The following is a 21,085-nucleotide window of genomic DNA, read 5'->3' as shown; positions in this document are numbered from 1 at the left end:
TTGTTGAGATGGGGGCTTTTTTTTGCCAACTTGTCTGTTCTAAATAGCCATTCCATGAGCCTAAAAATTTCCCTTGTTGGTTTGTTGATTTTTCTATCCATAGCTGGCTATAGTCAGAATTCCCCGTCTGTCCTGATTACCTATTATTCTTCATCAGGTAGTACCAAAAAGATGGCAGAAGCGATTTATGAAGGCGCAAAATCTGTGGAGGGTGTTCAAGTGAAACTTTTGCCTGTCTCGGAAGTAAAGTCCCAGGATTTGATGGAGGCTACCGCAGTGATAGTCGGCTCACCGGTGTACAATTCTAATCCTGCGCCTCAGGTACTGGAATTTCTCAATTCATGGCCCTTTGACGGAAGACCGATGAAAGATAAACTTGGAGCCGCCTTTGCCACCGGTGGAGGCATTTCGATCGGTGAGGAAGGGGTCATGTTGGATATTTTGCGTACAATGCTGATTCACGGAATGATCGTGATGGGCGGAGAGGAAGTTGAATCTGCTTTTGGAGCATCTGCGATCACGGGTGAGGGACCGTTTGGAAAAGAAAAAGTAGATGATCTTTTTTTGAAAAAAGGAGCCGGATTGGGGAAAAGGGTCGCTCAAAAAGCGCTCAATTGGAAATTGATGACAAAATAAAACCCCGCCAAGGTTACCTCAGCGGGGTTTCGAACTAAGTTGGTTTAGCTTATTTGGATGCTACGTAAGCAGAAAAGCCAGTTGAAGTAGATACTTTGAAGCTGATTGCCTCTGGGAAACCTGGTCTGTTGATGGTGTACACTTTGTGAAGTCCCTGAGGATTGTCTACCTGCTCCGTGTGAATCAGCTTGTCTCCGTCAAAGATTTGAACCGTCACTTCTTGAGCTACCAAGTTGGCAACCAGGAGTCTGTACTGATTGTCTCCCAGTGCAGTTACTCTTGAAAATACCTCAGGCTTGGTTTTCACCTCGGTATTGAAAGTAGCCGTTCTCAAAGTACCGCTGGCATCAGATACTTCGATAGAATACTGTCCTACCGGAAGGGCATTCAGATCGTATCGCTTTGCAAAAGCTTCAGTTTTTGAGATTCTATCTCTGAGTACGAGCTGATTTTGAGCGTCTGTGATTTTCACTACAAGAGTGCTCTGTGGAGCCTCAGCCACTGCTATCATTACTTTGGCAGGCTCAGTCTGTCTGATTTCTACCGTTTTTTCGTCATTGTAAGCAAACGCTCCTGATGCGATCCCCGCAACAAAAAGCATGGTCATTAATTTTCTCATTGTTTTAGTTGGTTTAATAAGTTGTACTTGATTGAATAAATTCTTGGAATTGCTCCAAGTGGTTTGAGTTGAAATAGGTTTCTAGATTTTTTGTAACCACAGGATGGACGATTCCATCAGGGGAGGAGATTTTGGGTTACAGGGCCTTCGATGCAATTCGAATTACTGTACAAAGGTACCAAACGGAATCAATATTGCAATAGTTTCAATGAAATGATTAAAAAATTTTCAAAATGGCAATTAATATCAATAAATTTTAACAATAATATAAAATCACTTCGCAATCGATCGCATACCTGTTTCTATTTTGAGTTTTTGACTGTTTATAGAATTTAATTCTGATTTACTTTAAAAAAACAAATAAATAAGGCTAAATGAATCTCGGAAAAAGCCTCTCCGCAATCGATTGTATGGAAATGAAAAAAAATCAACTTTTTTGAATAAGTAAAAAAAAGGCCCGGAAACTCGGGCCTTGAACAGTAAAATGAAGCGCTTTAAACTCAGTTAAGTTGGGTTTTAGCTTTGGCTAGCATCTCTTGAGTGAAGCTTCCTTTGAGTTCTACCACTACCAGATCTCCTTCTTTTTCATCTCCTACCAAGATGACTAAGTCAGATAGTGTTCTAGCACCTTTTCCATAGATCAAAACGCCGCTTTTTCCCTCAGCTGCTTCCATGAGCAAGTCATAATTTTCTCGTTCGAGGCCTTTTTGGAGGGATTTATATTCGGTGATAGCTTGTGCACCTTCCGGAAGTGTGAAGAAATTGAGCTTTTCGACAGATTTGGCTACAGTTGCCATGTCATTTTTGTCCATGTTGATTTTAAAGCCGTCAGCAAAATTCATGAAGTTGCCTCCGAGTTCCAGTTGGAAGAAGTCATCATGGCTTTTGTATTTCTCTTTCAGGGCAGCGATACTTTTGCTTTGTGCCTGCACACCCAACACGACGGCAAATAGCATGAGAGTTAAGATTAGCTTTTTCATTTTTAGATTGGTTTAGTTTAAATTATTTAGGGCCTTTCGGTCCTTTTGAGCCTTTGTTGTATTGCTCCATGCCGGGAATGTTGGTTTTTTCCGAGAGCATGTTTAGGTCATCATAGGTAAAGCTTCCCAACATGGAAATCAGGGAGAAACTTTTGGTATCTCCGGAGATCATGGTCAATTCCTTAATTAGCCCACCTTCTTCTCGGATCATAAATTTTAAGCTGCTCCCTTTGTCCTGCACATCCATGAGCTCCTCATACCTATTTCGGCTGAGCGTACTCATGGCTTCGGTGTAAAGCGTTTTGCCATTTACTTCTTCAGAAGAGAGTATGCGGATACCTTTGATTTTTCCGATCAAGGCTCCAAGCTGCTCTGCATCCTTGTCGCCTTCTGCATTGTTTTTCAGAAATCCTCCGGCCATCTGCATCATTTTGGGTGAGATGTACACCCTTGAGAAACGCTCATCTTCCATGTATTTGGAAAAAAAGCGCTGGATAGCATCTTCCTGAGCAAAAGCCTGAAAGCCTATTCCTAGAGCCAAAATGGCTAATAATAAGATCTTTTTCATTTTTGTGATGTCGTTTGAAACAGCTGATTTGTTGTGTTGAGGTACTTTAGGTCATTGAGCGGCTGCATCTGTTCTTGACCTTTGGAGAGGTTGGTTTGGATCAGTGCCAAAGCTTCCATCACCTGTTGATAGGCGAGTTCTTCTTGCTTTTTTTGCTCATAATCCTGCCATACCCAAGCGGCACTTGCCAGCAAGGCGATCGAAGCTGCCCAACCTAACCACTGGATTCGGATGGTTCGAATTCGTTTTTGTTCTGGCAATTTGACCTTTTGGGGAACTTCATTTTTGAAGTCTTCCAAGATTCCGAAAAGGGCTTTCTCTTTAGGATATCCATCAGCAGCCTTGAGGAGGGATTTAAGTTCTCTCTCTTCGTCGAGGCTGGTTTCTGCTTCCCAGTATTTTTCCAAAAGGATCTCTAATCTTGTTTTCATCGGTTGATTCCTTGGTGGACTAATTTTTCTCTTACACTTTTTCTTGCTCTGTGGAGGTTGATTTTGACTTGCTCCAGTGTGATTTCCAGCTGTGTCGCAATCTCTTCATAGCTCATTTCTTCCACTTCGCGGAGGAGGAAAATCTCCTTCTGCTTCTGAGGAAGTAGGTCGACCAATGTGAAAATGTGCCTTTCCTGATCGCTACTGTCCAAGCCGTGGCTTTCAGGTTGAGGGAGTTCTTCGGTTCCTTCCAGTCCGGTCAATCTGTTTGTTTTCCGGTAGTGCATCAGGGTTTCGTTTTTTAGGCTTTTGACTAGCCAGCCACCGAGATTGGGATGGCTTTCCAGTTCCGTCTGACGCTCCACGGTTTTGGTGAAGACATTTTGAAGCAGATCCTCAGACAGGTCACGATCTTTGGTCCATAGGTAGACCATCCGATACAGCCTTCCTCTCAAGGGCCAGATGTGTGCTTCGAAAAATGACTTCATTCAGGAAGATGATGTGCGAAACAGGAAAAAGTTACAGCTGCGCGATTTTTTTTTCGATTTTTCCGAAAAAACCATTTCCAAAGGCCCATGTTATTCCTTGGTCATAAGGTTAAGGCTTGTGCAAACAGGTTAGATTGATTTTAAATTTCTTGAAAAATAGTATGCATGCAGACTATTTTATATTTTGGCAGTGATGAAAAAGGAAATCAACAAACCGAACTTCGCTGGGAAAAGGGCAAAAAAAATCCCGATCCTTGGGGGGATCGGGACCGTGGTGATAAGTGGACTCGAACCACCGACTCACGGATTTTCAGTCCGATGCTCTACCAACTGAGCTATATCACCATCGTTTAAAGTGTTGCAAAGGTAGAAAAATGAGTATTCCCTACAAATCCTTTTCAGAAAAAATAGACCCAAATTTTACAAAAACCAGTTAATCCGATCAATATGAGCATTTTACCACAACTCGCTTTTGTCCTCATTTTGGGTGTTGCGGGCTATATTTTGAGCAAAAGGATCCAATTTCTCCGGAGAAACATCCTGCTCGGTAAGGCTGAGACCCGCAACGACCAATCTGAAAATCGCTGGAAGACGATGCTTCTGGTAGCCTTCGGTCAGCAGAAAATGTTTTCAAGAATTGTTCCTGCTTTCCTACACTTATTGATATATGTGGGTTTCCTCGTGATCAATTTGGAAGTACTCGAATTCGTCTTGGATGGGCTATTGGGTACCCACCGACTTTTTGCTCCGTTCCTTGGAAGTGCCTACACGGTAGCGATCAATATGTTTGAATTTCTTGCTGTAGCGGTTTTAGTTTCTTGCGTGGCTTTCCTGATCCGCAGAAATGTGATGAAAGTCGAGCGATTCACCAAGCCGGAGTTGAAAGGTTGGGCTACCTTGGACGCCAATCTGATTTTGGTGATTGAGATCATCTTGATGTTTGCCATTTTGACAATGAATGCCACAGATCAGCTTTTGGCGACAAGAGGAGACGAGCATTATTTGGCTTTGGGAACCCTGTTTTTCAGCGGCCTCCTTCAGCCGTTGTTTGAAGGATTTTCCAACGGTGCCTTGGTAGCTATCGAGCGTTTTGCTTGGTGGTTTCACATTGTGGGAATTTTGGCTTTCGCAGTGTATGTCACTTATTCTAAACACCTACACATTTTCTTGGCTTTCCCCAATACTTGGTATTCCAACCTCAGGCCTAAAGGCGAAATGCAAAACATGCCTGAAGTGAGCAATGAAGTGAATATGATGCTTGGAATCCCGGTGGAAACTCCTGCAGCTCAACCGGCAGAAATAGGTCGATTTGGAGCCAAAGACATCAATGACCTGAGCTGGATTAATGTGCTCAATGCCTACTCCTGCACCGAGTGCGGTCGCTGTACGTCGGAGTGCCCTGCGAATTTGACAGGGAAAAAGCTCTCCCCAAGAAAAATCATGATGGATGTGCGTGATCGAGCAGAGGAAGTAGGAAAAAGCATCGATGCAGGTGGTCCGGGATTGGCGGATGGCAAATCACTCTTGGGAGACTACATCACCAAAGAAGAAATCAATGCCTGCACCAGCTGTAATGCCTGTGTGGAAGCCTGTCCAGTCAACATCGATCCGCTTTCGATTATCCTCCAGCTTCGTCGCTATGTGGCCATGGAAGAGTCCGGTACTCCGGCTCAATGGAACTCCATGTTTCAAAATATGGAAACCAGCTTCTCTCCTTGGAAATTCAGCCCTTCCGACCGCTTCAATTGGGCTGATCAAGTGAAAGATGAGGAAATGAAATAGGAGAATGTCCGATGTCGGATGACTGATGTCCGATGAAATCAGGAAAGTTGAATTTCAAGGAAAGGTCAAAAGCTTCTCAGCCCCTCGTAAATCGTAATTCTAAAATCGTAAATCCAAATTATGTCTACTTATAAAGTTCCCACCATGGCCGAAATGGCCTCTAATGGCCAAACCCCAGAAGTACTTTTTTGGGTGGGATGCGCCGGTTCATTTGACGAACGCTACAAGGCCGTCACACAGGCTTTTGTGAAAATATTGAACAAAGTCGGAGTTAGCTTTGCGGTCCTCGGACACGAAGAGACTTGCACTGGAGATCCGGCCCGCCGTGCCGGAAATGAGTTTCTCTTCCAAATGCAAGCGGTAGCCAATATCCAAGTCATGAACGGTTACGAAGTCAAAAAAGTCGTGACGGCATGTCCTCATTGCTTCAATACCATCAAAAATGAATATCCTGCCTTGGGAGGAAATTATGAAGTGATCCACCATTCCCAGTTTCTCCAGCAGTTGATCAATGAAGGCAAAGTAAGATTGCAAGGTGGGGGTGAGTTTAAAGGAAAAAAAATAACTTTTCACGATTCCTGCTACCTCGGTCGGGCAAACAATGTCTATGAGGCCCCACGTGAAGTCATCAAAGCGCTCGATGTGGAGCTTGTCGAAATGAAGCGCTGCAAAACCAAGGGCTTGTGCTGTGGTGCCGGCGGGGCACAGATGTTTAAGGAGCCGGAAGCAGGCAAAAAAGACATCAACATCGAGCGTACCGAGGAGGCCTTGGCTACCGGAGCGCAAGCGATTGCAGTAGGTTGTCCGTTTTGCCTGACCATGATGATGGATGGCGTCAAAAACAAGAACCGGGAAAATGATGTCCAAGTGTATGACCTTTCCGAAATGATTGCCAAAGAAATGGGCATTTAGAAATCCTAAGTTTGAATCAATTCAACCCTTTTTGCCGTTATGCAGAAAGGGTTTTTCTTTGAAAAAATATTCCACCTTATGCTTCTTCCATTTAACCAACTGCCCGACTATTCAAGAGTATGGGTCTATCAGGCCGAGCGAAAGCTAACTGAGCAGGAATTAGAATTAGTCAGGCATCGACTTTCCCGTTTTTGTGAAGGATGGAACACGCATGGAAATGGCATGCCAACCTCTTTTGAGTTATTTGATAGCCAGATTTTGGTTTTGGCAGTAGATGAAAGTGGATTGGGAGCGAGCGGTTGCTCCATCGATAGTTCGGTAAGGGTTCTCAGAGAATTGGAATCACAGCTTGGAATTAATCTGACAGACCAGGGAAAAGTAAGTGTTCGCAATTCCAACGGAGACTTAAAGGTATTTCCGGCTTTGGGCCTAAAAAGCAAAGTCCAGGCTGGAGAGTTGACCCTGGAGCAAGAAGTAATCAATCCGATGATTCGAACTAAAGCCGATCTTCACCAGCTATGGCAGCCTGTCCGAAATAGCTGGTTGAACAAATACTTTCCAAATTAATTAGTAATATTCAGGACTAGACCTTCAATCGCCAGTACATGAAACAGTATTTTTTATGGATTTCGACGTTTGCTCTCCTTGGCTTGGTAAGCTGCAAAAGCTTGGTCGAAAAAGGAGATAATCAATTTCTTTCTGGCCAGTATCACTATGCTATTTCCACATTTGGCCAAATCCTTCAAACCGATTCTACCAATCTAAAGGCCAATCAGACCATTGCCGAAAGCTACCGACTCTCCAATCGAATCGAAAAAGCAGAACCGTATTATCGCCAAGTGGTCGAGCAGGAACCCACATTTAACAATTACTTTTTCCTTGGCCAAAGCTTAAAAGCCCAGCAAAAGAATGCCGAGGCAAAAGAAGCCTTCGACAAAGCAAAGGGCTATACGTCTGATGAAAGTCTCCTTGCCCGAACCCAACGAGAAATTGAAGCTATCAAGCTAGCCGAAGGAATTTCAGATTATTGGCCAAACCACGTGTTGGTAAATTTTAAGGAGCTGAATACCCAAGGAGCAGATTATGCCCCTGTTTTAAGTGAGGATTTCCTCTATTTCACCTCAGGGAGACAAGCTTCGGGAATCTATGCTGCTACAGGTACACCTTACCACAAGCTGTTTAGAACCAGAGCGGATGGGTTGAAAGTGGATGTATCTGGAGTGCAGGCATTACCTGAATTCAAGAATGAAGAAGGGTTGAATCAGGCAGCAATAGCTATCAGCCCGGACGGAAATACGATTATTTATGCCCGAGGAAACTCAACTTCTTCCAAAGATCTACCCGACGTAGCGCTATTTGCATCCTATTTTCGAGGAGCAGGATTTACCCAGCCGATCTGGATGCCTGTCAATGAAGATGAATATTGGTGGAATTCTACTCCGGCGTTTAGCCCGGATGGCTCCGAGCTTTATTTTGCCTCCAATAGACCCGGAGGATTTGGGGGGATAGACCTATACAAAGCTACCAAGTTGGCTAATGGAGATTTTGGAAATGCGGTAAATCTTGGACCGTCTATCAATACCCCTGGAAATGAGATGTTCCCCAGACCTGCCCGTGATGGTAAGTTTTTCTTTGCCTCCGATGGACATCCCGGTTATGGAAAGCTCGATCTTTTTGTAGCTGAAAAAGACAATACTGGAGGGATGGTAATCAAAAACCTAGGTCAAAACTTCAACAGCAAGGATGATGACTTTGGGATTTTTTTCACTGAATATCCAAAAGCCGGCTTTATTTCTTCCAACCGTGAAGGTGGCGTTGGAGATGATGACATTTACTTTTTCGAGGATAAAACCCCAAAACCAAAGATTGTCAACGTTCTCCTTAATGTATATACCAAGGAATCCAAAGGGGAGGGCACTCCGGCAGTACTGTCTCAAGCCAGAGTAACTTTGTATGGTTCAGATAATAAGCAGCAGGGGGGTGACTTCTCCAATGCTCAAGGAAGAGTGAGATTTACCATGGCACCGGAGCAGGACTATACCATTATGGCTTCCAAGTCAGGGTATTTCTCCAAATCAATTCCTTACACGACTAAAGGAAAAACTCCTGACCCGAAGACGCTGGTTCAAGAGGTTACCAATGTAACTTTAGATACCACCATCATTCTGGATCAATTGATTTTGGAAAAAGCCATCGTGTTGGATAACATTTACTATGACTTGGACAAGGCGGAAATCCGAAGTGATGCAGCCGTCGAGTTGGATAAATTGGTAAAAATCCTCAAAGACAATCCTGCAATCCGAATCGAACTGAGCTCACATACTGACTCTAGATCCAGTGATGCCTATAATTTGGATTTGTCACAGCGGAGAGCACAATCTGCAGTGGACTACATGGTATCCAAAGGTGTTGCGGCAGAACGATTGGTGGCAAAAGGCTACGGCGAAACCCAGCTGATCATCAAAGATGCAAAGACCGAAGAGGAGCATCAAACCAACCGACGAACTGAATTTAAAGTGATCGAAATTAAGGAGTAATTCAAGTGGCTCATCTGATGTCAGAGGAGGATAAATTGCTCCATGAACTTTCGTTTTACACCCTATCTCATGCTTCGCCGGATTTTATCCATCAGCAAATTGTAGATGCCTATGGTGCTCAATCCGCGAATGAGACTACCAAGCCCATTCGAATCCTATTTTCTTTAGTAGGACTATACTTATACGTTGAAGAGGGTTTCACAGGCAAGGAAGTCCAGCTTTTTCATCAAAAAATGGCAAGGCAAAAAAAGGCTTGGCCGAAATTGCACCTTCCGAAGTTTAGAGGGGAAATCAAAATAGGGGATGTATTAAAAGCTGCTCCAGGAGAAGATCGGGATCGAATGATTAGGTTGTGGAGTGAAGATGTTTGGAAGGCTTTTCAAGATAATAGAACCACAATTATCGATTTGATTCAAGAGTATCGAGTACATTGACATGAAAAAGGGCTTTGATAATTTTTCAAAGCCCTTTTTCATGTCATTTCTCTATCGCTTCATAGATCAAATCATGGATTTGTGTCCTGATTCCGACATCCAATAACTTGTTGTTTCCTCCATCAGGATGGACTCGATTGGAGAGAAAGACATAAATCAGTTCATTTTCAGGATCAGCCCAAACACAGGTACCTGTGAATCCAGTGTGACCAAATGTGCTCTTTGGAGCCAATTTTCCGGCTGATCCGCCTTTCCCTTTTTCAGGTTCGGGCTTATCCCATCCCCACCCCCGTCTACTCATGTGGGATTGACGCTTGGTAAATGCTTCAATGGTTTCAGGTTTGATTATAGAGACTTCACCATAAGATCCTTTATTAAGCATTAGTTGCATCATGACCGCAAGATCATTGGCAGTACCAAATAGCCCCGCGTGACCGGCTACACCTCCATACATGGCTGCCCCCGGGTCATGTACATAGCCTTGAATTTGTCTTTTTCTAAAGGAAAAATCATTTTCAGTAGGGGCGATTCTTTCAATAGGCATTTTCTGAGCAGGATTAAAAGTGAGTGTTTTCAGCCCAAGGGGTGAATAGAAAATCTGATCTACAAACTCATCCAAAGGTTGGTTGACGATTTGCTCCACCACAGCCTGCATAAAATACATGGTCAGATCAGAGTAGACATATTTGTTTGGCTTGGGAAGGAGTTCGGATTTTACCGTCCAGTGCCAGATGCTGTCTCGGAGGCCATTCATGGCATACATGTCATTGGATACTGGCCTGCTGAAACCTGGGCTAGGGCTCGGTTGGTAATAGGTTGGCTTCCACTGCCCGCCCTGAACGGTATGGACAAAATGAGGAATAAATGCCTTTAATCCAGCTTCATGTGCCAACACATCTTTGAGTACAAGAGGAGCTTTGTTGGTTCCTTTCAACTCTGGCAGGTAGTCACCCAATGTTTTGTTCATGTCCAGTTCGCCGCGGCTGTGAAGAAACATGACTGCCTGAGTTGTGGCGAGGACTTTGGTAATGGAGGCAAGATCATATACCGTTTCAGGTGTTACTGGAGAAGATTGCTGGTAGTCCAAGTGCCCATAGGATCGCTCAAAGACTACTTTCCCATTTTTTACCACAAGCACATTAGCACCAGGAGCAGCCTGCATCTGAATCATTTGATGAGCGACTTCATCGATCTTACTTAATTTTTTGCTGTCTAGGCCTACGGTTTCAGGTACTCCATAAGAAAGTCTTCTTAAATCAGCCAAGTAGCCCCCTACTCCGTGAGAAAACTGACCATTTACAGTTACAGGCAGTATACCTTTTGCAGACCTTCCCCCAAATAATACCTGAGGCACCAGTTGCTGGGTGATGGAGTTATTCTCATAGGCTAAGACCACATGCCCCATTCCTTCGAGTGCATTTGCTGCGTAAGCATTGCCAAAGAGAACTGTGACTACCTGTTGTCGTTTCTCTAAGTTTCGGATCAGTTCCACATCTCCGGGTGCCACTCCAAATGCCCTTTGGGGACTGTTTGTTATTCCCATCATACCTACTATCACTACATCATAATCCTCCAGCTGTTTGATTATGTTGTAATGAGTGGTTTCGTTGGCTGCTTTAGGAATGAAAAAATGATCTACGTTAGAGTATTTATTTAGGTATTGGCTAAATACACCTCCTTCATCTCCAATAGTCAAGCTGGCCATCTTTTTCAGATCAAGGTGCTTGAATGGCAAAAGATCATCTTTGTTGGAAGCTACTGTAATTGCCTCAGCATACAGTTTTTCGACCACTTCTTTGGTCTTTTCGGTAGTGATCCGGTCGGCTATTTTGTAAGTATCCAAAGGCTTGTATTCATTCAATCCTGCCCAATATTTGGCCTTTAGGATTTTTTTGACCCTTCGGTTAATTTCATTTTCACTGATCATTCCCCGGGCTACGGCATCTTTGATGAGGGCTTTGGCTTTGGTCACATCCTGCGAATAGAGGAGCACATCATTTCCTGCCAATAAGGCTTTAAGATCCACCTCACCAGGCCTACTAGTATTTGCTACCCCTTTCATGTTCAGTGCATCTGTAAAAATCAGCCCTTGGAAATTCATTCGGTTTTGAAGCAAGTCGGTCACCACGGGCTTGGAAAGGCTGGTTGGAATATTGGCGCCATTATCCAGACTTGGGACATTGAGATGGGCGACCATGACGGACATGAGATTTTCCCTGAAGAGTGTTTGGTAAGGATACAAGTCAATGTCCCATATTCTTTTTTCGGCATGTTTGATTACAGGCAAAGCATAATGACTGTCCGTCTCCGTATCTCCGTGTCCCGGAAAATGCTTGGCGTTGGCAATGATGCCGTTTTCCTGAAGTCCCTTCATATAAGCCACGGCCCTTTGAGTGACTCGGTCTTTGTTTTCGCCAAATGCACGAAAACCGATGACTGGATTTAGGGGATTAGAATTGACATCCACTACAGGAGCAAAGTTGACATGCATACCCAGTTCTTTAAATTGCCTTGCAATTTCAGACCCCATTTCATAAATCAACCGGGTATCTTGTATCGCTCCAAGAGTCATGGCTTTTGGAAAATTCAAGACGGAGTCAAGTCTCATTCCTATACCCCATTCGGCATCCATGGCAATCATGAGGGGAGTCTTGGCTTGTGCCTGATAGTAATTGGTCAATCTGGCTTGACGGTTTGGACCACCCTGAAAAAAAATCAGTCCTCCCAGATTTTCCTCCTTGACCAATTTGCTGATTTCATCCACATGCCTCTGGTCCTTATTGGAGTAGGCAGCAACCATAAAAAGTTGTCCAATTCGCTCTTCAAAAGTCATCGCCTTGAAGACACTGTCTACCCAATGGAGTTGATGTTGGTCATCTTTGCTCTCCAAAGGATCTTCATTGGCAACGAAGGGATCAGACTTTCCGGAGGAAAAAAGCCCAATCAACGCGGTCAATGAGAGTAGTATCCAATGCTTTTTCTTCATGCAGGAGATTGATTTTATTTCCTTGACTTTTAAAGTAAATTTGTCTTTGAGGTGATTCTAAACCTAATTAGAATCGCATTCTGATGTTGGTTTAGCTTTGTCGAAAACGAAAAGCTCACTATCCAAGATACTAAAGATCGCCTAACAAATGGCCAACTTTAAGGTTTAATTGATCATAAAGTTGATAGTCGACAGATCCTAGGATTTTTGTTTTAGTATAGACAAAACGGCCAATCTCACTAAAAATTGATCGGATTATGAAACTTCCTTCCATATTCAAAACTCCCAATTACCAAAGGTTTGATATCAAACCGAGGTACTACGATCCGATTAAGGAAGAGATTGAAGAAAGGACAGCAAGGATCAAAAAGGAATTGGAACAGGAAAGTGGTCTTCAAGAGGAAGAAGGTTTGGGTAATTACCACCGTGCTTCCATTAAGGGATCATTTGCATCCTATAGAGGAGGAAAGTCAAGTCAATCCGCTTCTGTTTTTAGCTCAATTTCCTTGATCAGAACTTTCTTCTTTTTCGGGTTGATCATCGCTGCATTTGGCTATCTGTATATCGGACCCGAGATTTTTACCTATTTATCCGCAATGGTTCTTCTTATAGTTGTGGTTTATTTCTTTTTCAAATACATCAAGAAAGGAAAAAATGAGTGATATCATCCAGCTTCTCCCTGATGCGATTGCCAATCAGATTGCAGCAGGAGAAGTGGTACAACGACCAGCTTCCGCACTCAAAGAACTCCTCGAAAATGCGATCGATGCGGGTGCCACACAAATTCAAGTTCTTGTCAAAGATGCGGGAAAGCAGCTCATCCAAGTCATTGATAATGGCAAGGGGATGTCTTCCACGGATGCAAGGATGAGTTTTGAAAGGCATGCCACCTCCAAAATCAGAACCTCCCAAGACCTTTTTGCCATTCGTACGTTTGGATTTAGAGGAGAAGCCCTAGCCTCGATTGCGGCAGTTGCCCAAGTCGAGTTGAAAACTCGCCAAGCAAACAGTGAGTTGGGTACTTTAATCCAAATAGAAGGTTCGGAAGTTAAAAAGCAGGAGCCTGCTGCTCTTCCAGTGGGAACCTCAGTGTCCATGAAGAATCTTTTTTTTAACGTTCCGGCACGTAGGAACTTCCTTAAATCTAATCCTGTGGAGATGCGCCATATCGTAGATGAATTCCAGCGAGTGGCACTTTCTTATCCTGAGGTCAGTTTTACGTTGTTCCAACAGGATCTTGAGACGTACAACCTGACTTCAGGCAAGTTGAGTAACCGCATCGTGGGGATTTTTGGCAAATCCTACCAAGGACAGCTCATCCCCTGTGACGAACTCACCCCTCATGTCAATGTCAAGGGGTATATCGGTAAGCCTGAGCATGCTAAAAAAACCAGAGGAGAGCAGTTTTTCTTTGTCAATAACCGCTACATCAAAAGCAGCTACCTGCATCATGCGGTGAGTTCGGCTTTTGAAGGATTGATTCAGCCCGATCAACACCCATTTTATGTGCTTTTCTTGGAAATTGATCCTGCCCATATCGATATCAATGTGCACCCCACCAAAACGGAGATCAAATTTGACGACGAGCGGACGGTCTATGCGGTCATCCGATCTGCGGTGAAGCAATCTCTTGGAGCGCACCATGTAATGCCTGCCTTGGATTTCAGCGTAGATGTCAATTTTCAGGAAAACTGGACCAAAAATCCCGATACTGCTGTTCAAGTGGATCGCGAATACAGCTACAAGACATTCAATACACCTGAATTTAAGAAGTCTTCTGTATCCGGCTGGCAGCGACTTTTTGAAGGTAATGTTGATTTTCCAAAAGACCCGACCCCTAGGATACTTACGGAGGAAGATCAGGAAATCCTGACTTTTCCAAGCCGAGTGAGTACGGATGAAAGCAGGTTTTCGATACAGCCGCTGGAAGTAGAGGCGACGGGCACAACCTTTCAGGTGGAGCTAAGCTATATCGTTGCCCAGATGTCTACAGGCCTTCTCATTGTCGATCAGCAGATGGCACATGAGCGCATTCTCTATGAGCGCTATGTCAAGCAGCTTCAATTGGCACAGGGAGCATCTCAGCAATGTCTCTTTCCATCTACTTTGGCCCTTAATCCTTCCGATTTTGCCTTGGTGATGGATATGCTGCCCGAGTTGCACAGCTTAGGGTTTGTGGTGGAGGAGTTCGGCAAAGACACCGTTTTGATACAGGGAGTGCCTGCTGATGTGCAAGTGAAAAATGAGAAAGAATTGTTTGAAGGATTGATAGAGCAGTTTAAGAATTTCAAAAATGAATTGTCTCTTGACAAAAGAGAAAATCTTGCGCGCTCACTTTCCCGTAAATCTTCTCTGAAGAAAGGTCAAAAACTCAATTCTCAGGAAATGGAAACCTTGGTGGGACAGCTTTTTGCCTGCCATAATCCCAACTATTCGCCCGCGGGGAACAAAACATTCGTAAAATTGGATTTATCTAGCATTCACGCCTTCTTCGGTAAATAATATGTTTAGAAATATCACGCCGGTCGTTCAAAATCTGCTGCTGATCAACATTGCAGTCTATTTGGTGGCAAGTTTTGTCCTCCCAGTGCTCAACGATTGGTTCGCCTTATACTACATCCAAAGTCCTTATTTTAAGCCTTTTCAGTTTTTGACGTACATGTTTATGCATGCCGATTTTTGGCATTTGTTCAGCAACATGTTTGGACTATTGATCTTTGGTCCGCTATTGGAGCAGTTTCTTGGACCAAAAAAATTATTTACCCTTTGGATGGTATGTGGAGTTGGGGCCGGAGTTCTTTACTCTGGCTACACGATGTACCAGTATAAAAGTCTTGAGGAGAAAATTTCGACGTTCGAAGCTTCCCCAGATCCGGAATACTTCAACCGGCTGGTAATAGAAAATAGGGGGTACTTTTCCCCAGAGGTTTTTGACTTTGTCGATCAGTATAGCCGAAATCCAGAAGACCCCATGTATATCGAGCGCGCAGAAAAAACGCTAAGTGCGATTTTGAGTTTGCATGCCAACCAGCCCATGGTAGGAGCTTCGGGTGCGCTTTTCGGAATTTTGGTTGCATTTGGGATGCTTTTTCCCAATACCCAGCTCTTTTTGCTTTTTCCTCCCATGCCGGTCAAAGCAAAATACTTGGTCTTGTTTTATGGACTTTACACGGTTTACAATGTATTGCTTAACAGTCCCACAGACAATGTCGCACACTTTGCACATTTGAGTGGTCTGCTGATCGGAGCAGTATTGGTTTACAATTGGAAAAAAGACAGAAACTCTTTCTATTGATATGTACGGTAGCTTTTGGGACAATTTGAGAAACGCATTCAAGTACCGCGATAACAGCCTTTACAAGCTAATCGCGATCAACCTGATTGTGTTTTTTTCTGTCTTGATTGTCAGGGTTTTTATGACAATAGGAGGCTTTGGTGAGTGGTATCAGGCCGGCTTGCGATACCTCATGATGCCTGCCTCACTCTCTAAATTGGCCACGCAGCCTTGGTCTGTATTTTCTTATATGTTTTTGCACGAAGGTGTCTTTCACATCTTGTTCAATATGCTTTTTCTGTACTGGTTTGGATTGCTAATCCATCAATACCTAGGCAGTCGGAAACTCGCCAACCTTTACATTTTGGGAGGATTATTTGGAGCGGTTTTCTATGTGTTGATTTATAATCTTGCCCCTTATTTCAGTTCGTCGGTAGATTCTTCCATGATGCTGGGTGCCAGTGCAGGCGTTTTTGCCGTGGTCGTAGGTGCGGCTACCTTGACTCCCAATACCACCTTTTTTCTATTGCTTCTCGGTCCGGTCAAGATTGTGTATATCGCGGCGTTTTACGTGATTCTATCCTTTGCCAATTCGATTGGTGCCAATGCCGGTGGGGAAATCGCCCATCTTGGAGGTGCCCTGTTAGGCTATCTCTATATTGTCCAGTTGAGAAGAGGGATGGATTGGGGAGTGCCTCTTCAAAAAGTAGGGATGGTTTTTGAGAATCTTTTCAGTGGAAGGAAGAGTAAAGTGAAGGTTAGCTATCGTAGAGAAAAGGCCTCCACTTCTTCAGCTAGTCCATTTGATCGATTCAAATCACAAAAAACTGAACCTGAAGTTTCTGCTAAAAAAGAACTTATTACTCAGGATGAAATCGACCGGATTCTTGATAAAATTGCTGATAAGGGTTATGATGGCCTAAGCAAAGAGGAAAAAAGGAAACTTTTCGAGTTCAGCAAAAAGTAATACTTAGTCAAAGCAAGAGCGGCTTTCCTTCGATGGAAAGCCGCTCTTTTTTGAAAGGAATTCAAGGATTAAAGCGGAAAAGCCAACCCAAAACGGAAATACGTCTGCCGAAATCCCTGACTTTGAAACTTAAACTCTGTGCTCAAAGCTACCCATTCCACGATGGGAACTACTGCACCTACCCCGACATTAGCACCGCTTTGATTTCGTCGGGTACCTGCCGATCCGGGTTGTGGATTTTCACTGGTTAGGCTGTATCCAGTCATAGCATACACTTGGGATTTGCCGGTGGAGAGGTAATATCGAAGATCCGCGCTAAAGTTACTTGCATTGCCCACATTGGGAAAAATGCGTGTATAGTTGGGCATAAAGCCAAACTTCTCCGCAAAGAAATATTCCCAACCCAGTCCGATGCCCGGTTCATTCAATCTTAACCCATATTGCCCCAAGGCGTGCAACCGAGATTCTCCTTGGGTCTGTGCCTGAGTTAGGGAAATGGTACCAAATCCGATCAAAAGGAGTAAAAGAAGTTTCTTCATCTGATTCTGTTTTTGGGGAAAAAGGTAGATGGCTTTGGCTGATTTAGCAAATTATTGCAGGATTTTGACCATCCTTCCAAGCCTACCCAGACTGTCCATTCCTTCGATGACAATGAGATGACGTTTGGCTGAGTCTGAGTTGAAATAAGAAAAAGCCGCCTTTCCATTTTCGTCCGTTTTGACCAACGGATTCCAATACAGTGTGGCTCGTTTGTCTGTCACAGCGGTAGCCGGAGATTTTTCATCATACTTTTGGGAGTAAAATTCCCTTGGAGTAGCATACCCGCCGTATTTGGTGACAAGTGTACCGCCTACGCTTTGGTATCGAATCCCAGCGCCTGATTTGGTGTAGATTGCCACGGCTCCATTTGAACCTTGCGAACCAAATATTGCCGTGCGGGCAGGATCTTTGAATATTTCTATACTTTCTACATCTCTTGGACTCACTTGACCGAATGTAGCGGCATCTACAGGAACATTATCCAATAAATAAAGTGGCTCTGAACCCGATTGGAATGAATTTGACCCCCTGATCAATACGCTTCCTGAGAAACCATTGTAGGTGACTTGAACACCGGCTACTCTTCCTTGGATCATCTGAAAGACACTGACAAAAGCCACCGCTCCTGGGATTTTGTCCGGTTTGATAGAGGCATCTCCTTCTCCATAAAGCTTTCGAACCGAAGTTTCTTCTTCTTGAAGAGTTTTAGCTCCGACTGTGACACCTTCTAAGTCAATGATTTTGGAATCCGTTACCAAAGCCTGCATCAGATTACGTTCCCGAACCGTGGAGGTAAGTCCTGCTGGCCATGCTACTTCGGTGGGATATTTACCAGGGATGCTTTTAAATTGTGCCTCAGGTAGGATCAATTCGATATCTACAAAAGATCGTGCTCGTTGGTCTTCCGCTGTCAGGGTCACTGTGACCGAATCCTGATAAAGCAGGTCAGTCAGAAAAAATGATCCTTCGGGTCCGAATCCACTTGTGATCAGTTCAATACCTTCTCCGATCATCGCGCTTATTTTCCCACCAGCAAGACCCTTTTTGGTCTGACTTTGCTCCTTGACCTTGCCTTTAATTGATATGCCTTGCTCTATAAAAAATCCTCGGTCAGGGTAGATTTCTTCTCTTACATCTTTCCATGTAAATCTACTCCAACCGTGTGTGAGCATGACTAAGTCAAGAGCCTCTTTTGTTTCAGGTTTGTTGTCCTTGAAATATACTCCAGGGCTGTAAATAGTTCCTTTGAGATCTGAGCTCAACAATAGGAAAGAATACAGGTTGCCATAGAGATCACTTTCTTCCAAGACTTGATCTCCATCACCCACCGCTATTGAAAAACTTCCGGTAACAGGAATATTGGAATATGCTGAGCTGAGGTTTAACTCTACTTTTCCCCTGGAATTAATCTTTGAATCAGTATCTAATTCCAAGGTAAGCGCATCTTGGGCTGTGATAAAAACCAAGCGTTCAAGCAGAGGTTTGCCTTCCTGATTGAGTACCGTGATCGAATTGATTCCAGAGGGGAGGTTCTTTTTGGGAATACGCGCTCCCCACACCCCATTTGCTAAGGATCCTTTGATCAGGTAATTGATTATTCCCCGGGTATGTGACACCAAAAGCAAGTTTTCATCAAAATTGCTGCCTTGCACAAAAACAGAAATAAAAGCACCTTCTTCGGGATTTTGAACTTGCATGCTCAGGCCCGACGAGGCTGCCTGAGGAAGAGGGATTTTCCTTATTTCTCCAAATTTCTGCGATTCTACCACCGCATTTAGTGGTTGACTTGTGGGGATAAGATCGAGCTTGCCTAGTCCGGCAAAATTGGAAGAAAATTCAGTGTTGGGGATTCCTTCGATACTGCCAGACAAGGGCACCGGTAATCCATCTGGATCAACAGCTCTAAAAGCTAACTTTGCCTTTTTCCCAACTACCCAGTTTCCTCCTTCGGGTAAAAACTGAATATCCGCAAACTGGAATGCATAAGGCAGACGTACGGATTGGGTGACCGGATAATTTTCATTTTCCTCAAAGATGAGCTCCAATCGTTGGGAAGAATGAACTTTCTCAGGTATTGAAAAACCAAATTCCACCTCCCCATTAGCATTTAGCTGTACTTGCTGTGAGGCTAGGATTTCATTGCTCCCAATGGCCCGTACGTCAAGTTTTTTGTTGGAAAGGGGTTCTGCTTTTTCATTGACTGCCTGGATAGTGAGTTTATATCTGATTTTTCCCTCCGAAACAGTGATTTCCTGGAAATTGACCATAGGAAGAAAAGATCCTCCTGAGCCATCTATCACCTGAATGTTTTGACTGAAAAAATACTCCTCTCCAAAATTCTTCATCCAGGAGGTATAGGCTTTGATTTGATAGGTTCCAGCCTTTCCGAAATTTGGAATTTTGAAATCCCCTGCGCCTCTCCCATTTTCAATCAGAATCATTTTTTGGGTGAGTAACAGCCCATCTCCATCAAACAGATCCACATAAAGTGTCTTGCTCATCGGAGAAGGCACTTGTGTGCCCCCGGCGACCAAGTAGGCACTAAACCAAAGATCTTCCCCCAAAGTATAGGTATGTTTATCCAGATGGAGGTAAGCTTTTTCTACCGGAAAATCCTCTTGATACTTGTTTAGGTAGTTTTGGATCCGATCTGGCAGCTCATTCTGAGCAAAGACTTGAATAGATGAAAAGAGAAAAAATGCTAAAAAAAAGGCTCTCATAAAATTTGGGTTGGTTTAGGTTTACGGATGTATACACCGTAATTAAACTAAGGTTCTCATCTGAAACAAATAAAAAATGTTAATTGGTGGCTAGTTGAGCCACTTCATTTTTGTTGGCGAGCTGACCACAAGCCGCATCGATATCTTGACCTCTTGATTTTCTGACTTTTGCGATGATTCCTTGTGATTCGAGCACCCGAACGTACATTTCCACCGCTTCCTGTTTTGCCTGGCGAAATTCTCCTTCGTCAATGGGGTTGTATTGGATAATGTTGACCTTTGAAGGGATGATTTTGCAGAATTTGGCCAAGGCCTTTGCGTGTTTTTCGTCGTCATTTACACCCTGCCAGATGACGTACTCATAGGTGACTTTACGCTTGGTCTTTTGGTACCAGTATTTCAGTGATTCAGCAAGGTCTTCGAGCGGATTGGAGTCATTGATGGGCATGAGACGGGATCTGGTCTCATTGATGGCAGAGTGGAGAGAGATGGCGAGATTAAATTTCACTTCATCATCTGCCATCTTTCGGATCATTTTGGGGATGCCAACGGTGGATAGTGTGATTCTCCTTGGTGCCATGCCAAGTCCTTCGGGTGAGGTGATTTTGTCTATGGCTTCGATGACATTGTTGTAGTTGAGAAGCGGCTCACCCATTCCCATGAAGACGATATTGGTCAGTGGACGCTGGAAGTAAGTTTCGGCCTCGTCTTTGATGGCGACTACCTGATCGTAGATCTCATCTGGATTGAGATTTCGCATCCGCTTCAACCTAGCCGTAGCACAAAAATTACAGTCCAAACTGCAGCCTACCTGAGAGGAGACACAGGCGGTAATTCGCTTGGTCGTGGGGATGAGTACTGATTCTACAATCTTGTTGTCATAAAGTTTGACCGCGTTTTTGATGGTACCGTCACTGCTGTGCTGCATCAAATCCACATGAATGTGGTTGATCGCAAAGTGAGTTTTGAGCAGTTCCCTAGTGGAAAGTGAGATGTTGCTCATCTCGTCAAAATTTTTGAGAGACTTATTCCAGAGCCACTCATAGACTTGCTTGGCCCGGAATTTTTTCTCTCCATGCGCTAAGAAAAACTCTTCCAGCTCAGCCAAACTGAATTTACGGATGTCTTTTTTTTGATTTTCCACGGGGCAAAGTTAGATAAAGCAATTTGATTTTTGGGACTATGCTTTAAGCTGGGAAAAGGAGTCTTTG

At 43.9% G+C, this 21,085-nt stretch carries 19 protein-coding genes and 1 tRNA gene; 10 read left to right on the top strand and 10 right to left on the bottom strand.

Annotated elements, in window-relative coordinates; translation table 11 throughout:
• The first annotated feature begins 54 nt into the window (after nucleotides 1–54).
• Nucleotides 55–636 carry a flavodoxin family protein gene (locus tag ACFPIK_RS11825; protein ID WP_377915471.1) on the top strand — a complete coding sequence of 194 codons (582 nt, stop codon included), beginning with the start codon at nucleotides 55–57 and terminating at the stop codon, nucleotides 634–636.
• A 49-nt stretch (nucleotides 637–685) separates the two neighbouring features.
• On the opposite strand, the gene ACFPIK_RS11820 is transcribed toward ACFPIK_RS11825, so the two are convergent.
• From ACFPIK_RS11820 to ACFPIK_RS11795, 6 genes are all read right to left on the bottom strand, one after another.
• Nucleotides 686–1,255: a hypothetical protein gene (locus ACFPIK_RS11820; RefSeq protein WP_377915470.1), complete on the bottom strand. Its 570-nt coding sequence runs from the start codon at nucleotides 1,253–1,255 to the stop codon at nucleotides 686–688.
• A gap of 500 nt (nucleotides 1,256–1,755) precedes the next feature.
• On the bottom strand, nucleotides 1,756–2,235 hold the full coding sequence (locus ACFPIK_RS11815; protein WP_377915468.1) for a DUF4252 domain-containing protein: 480 nt from the start codon (nucleotides 2,233–2,235) through the stop codon (nucleotides 1,756–1,758).
• A 22-nt stretch (nucleotides 2,236–2,257) separates the two neighbouring features.
• Nucleotides 2,258–2,803: a DUF4252 domain-containing protein gene (locus ACFPIK_RS11810; protein WP_377915466.1), complete on the bottom strand. Its 546-nt coding sequence runs from the start codon at nucleotides 2,801–2,803 to the stop codon at nucleotides 2,258–2,260.
• A complete protein-coding gene (locus ACFPIK_RS11805; protein ID WP_377915464.1) occupies nucleotides 2,800–3,234 on the bottom strand; it encodes a hypothetical protein in 435 nt (144 codons plus the stop codon). Before ACFPIK_RS11805 ends, ACFPIK_RS11810 begins: the two co-directional genes overlap by 4 nt.
• Nucleotides 3,231–3,722, bottom strand: coding sequence for an RNA polymerase sigma factor (locus ACFPIK_RS11800; protein WP_377915462.1), 492 nt, complete (start codon nucleotides 3,720–3,722; stop codon nucleotides 3,231–3,233). The genes ACFPIK_RS11805 and ACFPIK_RS11800 overlap by 4 nt, the downstream gene beginning before the upstream one ends.
• Nucleotides 3,723–3,994: 272 nt before the next feature.
• Nucleotides 3,995–4,067 (bottom strand) — tRNA-Phe (locus ACFPIK_RS11795).
• 102 nt (nucleotides 4,068–4,169) lie between these two features.
• Here ACFPIK_RS11795 and ACFPIK_RS11790 point away from each other — a divergent pair.
• From ACFPIK_RS11790 to ACFPIK_RS11770, 5 genes are all read left to right on the top strand, one after another.
• Entirely contained in the window at nucleotides 4,170–5,504 is a 1,335-nt protein-coding gene (locus ACFPIK_RS11790; RefSeq protein ID WP_377915460.1) for a 4Fe-4S dicluster domain-containing protein, read from the top strand.
• Nucleotides 5,505–5,624: 120 nt separating this feature from the next.
• The gene (locus ACFPIK_RS11785; RefSeq protein ID WP_377915458.1) at nucleotides 5,625–6,416 is read left to right on the top strand and encodes a (Fe-S)-binding protein; all 792 of its coding nucleotides are present in this window, start codon (nucleotides 5,625–5,627) and stop codon (nucleotides 6,414–6,416) included.
• Nucleotides 6,417–6,494: 78 nt separating this feature from the next.
• Nucleotides 6,495–6,983, top strand: coding sequence for a hypothetical protein (locus ACFPIK_RS11780; protein WP_377915457.1), 489 nt, complete (start codon nucleotides 6,495–6,497; stop codon nucleotides 6,981–6,983).
• Between the two features lie 38 nt (nucleotides 6,984–7,021).
• Entirely contained in the window at nucleotides 7,022–8,953 is a 1,932-nt protein-coding gene (locus tag ACFPIK_RS11775) for a CHU_0125 family OmpA-like outer membrane integrity protein (protein ID WP_377915455.1), read from the top strand.
• A 5-nt stretch (nucleotides 8,954–8,958) separates the two neighbouring features.
• The gene (locus ACFPIK_RS11770) at nucleotides 8,959–9,387 is read left to right on the top strand and encodes a DUF5946 family protein (protein WP_377915453.1); all 429 of its coding nucleotides are present in this window, start codon (nucleotides 8,959–8,961) and stop codon (nucleotides 9,385–9,387) included.
• A 43-nt stretch (nucleotides 9,388–9,430) separates the two neighbouring features.
• Here the strand turns inward: ACFPIK_RS11770 and ACFPIK_RS11765 are convergent, their stop codons facing one another.
• Complete coding sequence (locus tag ACFPIK_RS11765; RefSeq protein ID WP_377915451.1) at nucleotides 9,431–12,373, bottom strand: glycoside hydrolase family 3 N-terminal domain-containing protein; 2,943 nt, start codon at nucleotides 12,371–12,373, stop codon at nucleotides 9,431–9,433.
• Nucleotides 12,374–12,630: 257 nt separating this feature from the next.
• Between ACFPIK_RS11765 and ACFPIK_RS11760 the strand changes: the two genes are divergently transcribed.
• From ACFPIK_RS11760 to ACFPIK_RS11745, 4 genes are read left to right on the top strand one after another with little or no spacing between them, the layout of a single operon-like run.
• Nucleotides 12,631–13,035 carry a hypothetical protein gene (locus tag ACFPIK_RS11760; RefSeq protein WP_377915449.1) on the top strand — a complete coding sequence of 135 codons (405 nt, stop codon included), beginning with the start codon at nucleotides 12,631–12,633 and terminating at the stop codon, nucleotides 13,033–13,035.
• Nucleotides 13,028–14,875, top strand: coding sequence for a DNA mismatch repair endonuclease MutL (mutL, locus tag ACFPIK_RS11755; protein WP_377915447.1), 1,848 nt, complete (start codon nucleotides 13,028–13,030; stop codon nucleotides 14,873–14,875). Before ACFPIK_RS11760 ends, mutL begins: the two co-directional genes overlap by 8 nt.
• Nucleotide 14,876: 1 nt before the next feature.
• Nucleotides 14,877–15,668, top strand: coding sequence for a rhomboid family intramembrane serine protease (locus tag ACFPIK_RS11750; protein WP_377915445.1), 792 nt, complete (start codon nucleotides 14,877–14,879; stop codon nucleotides 15,666–15,668).
• 1 nt (nucleotide 15,669) lies between these two features.
• Nucleotides 15,670–16,614: a rhomboid family intramembrane serine protease gene (locus ACFPIK_RS11745; protein WP_377915443.1), complete on the top strand. Its 945-nt coding sequence runs from the start codon at nucleotides 15,670–15,672 to the stop codon at nucleotides 16,612–16,614.
• A gap of 68 nt (nucleotides 16,615–16,682) precedes the next feature.
• Here the strand turns inward: ACFPIK_RS11745 and ACFPIK_RS11740 are convergent, their stop codons facing one another.
• The 3 genes from ACFPIK_RS11740 to rlmN all read right to left on the bottom strand — a co-directional run bounded on the left by ACFPIK_RS11740 (nucleotide 16,683) and on the right by rlmN (nucleotide 21,018).
• Nucleotides 16,683–17,153, bottom strand: coding sequence for a hypothetical protein (locus ACFPIK_RS11740; RefSeq protein WP_377915441.1), 471 nt, complete (start codon nucleotides 17,151–17,153; stop codon nucleotides 16,683–16,685).
• A 51-nt stretch (nucleotides 17,154–17,204) separates the two neighbouring features.
• A complete protein-coding gene (locus ACFPIK_RS11735; protein ID WP_377915439.1) occupies nucleotides 17,205–19,874 on the bottom strand; it encodes a TonB-dependent receptor plug domain-containing protein in 2,670 nt (889 codons plus the stop codon).
• A gap of 79 nt (nucleotides 19,875–19,953) precedes the next feature.
• Complete coding sequence (gene rlmN / locus ACFPIK_RS11730; protein WP_377915437.1) at nucleotides 19,954–21,018, bottom strand: dual-specificity RNA methyltransferase RlmN; 1,065 nt, start codon at nucleotides 21,016–21,018, stop codon at nucleotides 19,954–19,956.
• Nucleotides 21,019–21,085 lie beyond the last annotated feature (67 nt).

Source organism: Algoriphagus aquatilis (genome assembly GCF_042657405.1).
In the GTDB taxonomy this organism is placed as follows: Bacteria; Bacteroidota; Bacteroidia; order Cytophagales; family Cyclobacteriaceae; genus Algoriphagus; species Algoriphagus aquatilis.
This window is presented reverse-complemented; position numbering and strand designations above follow the sequence as displayed.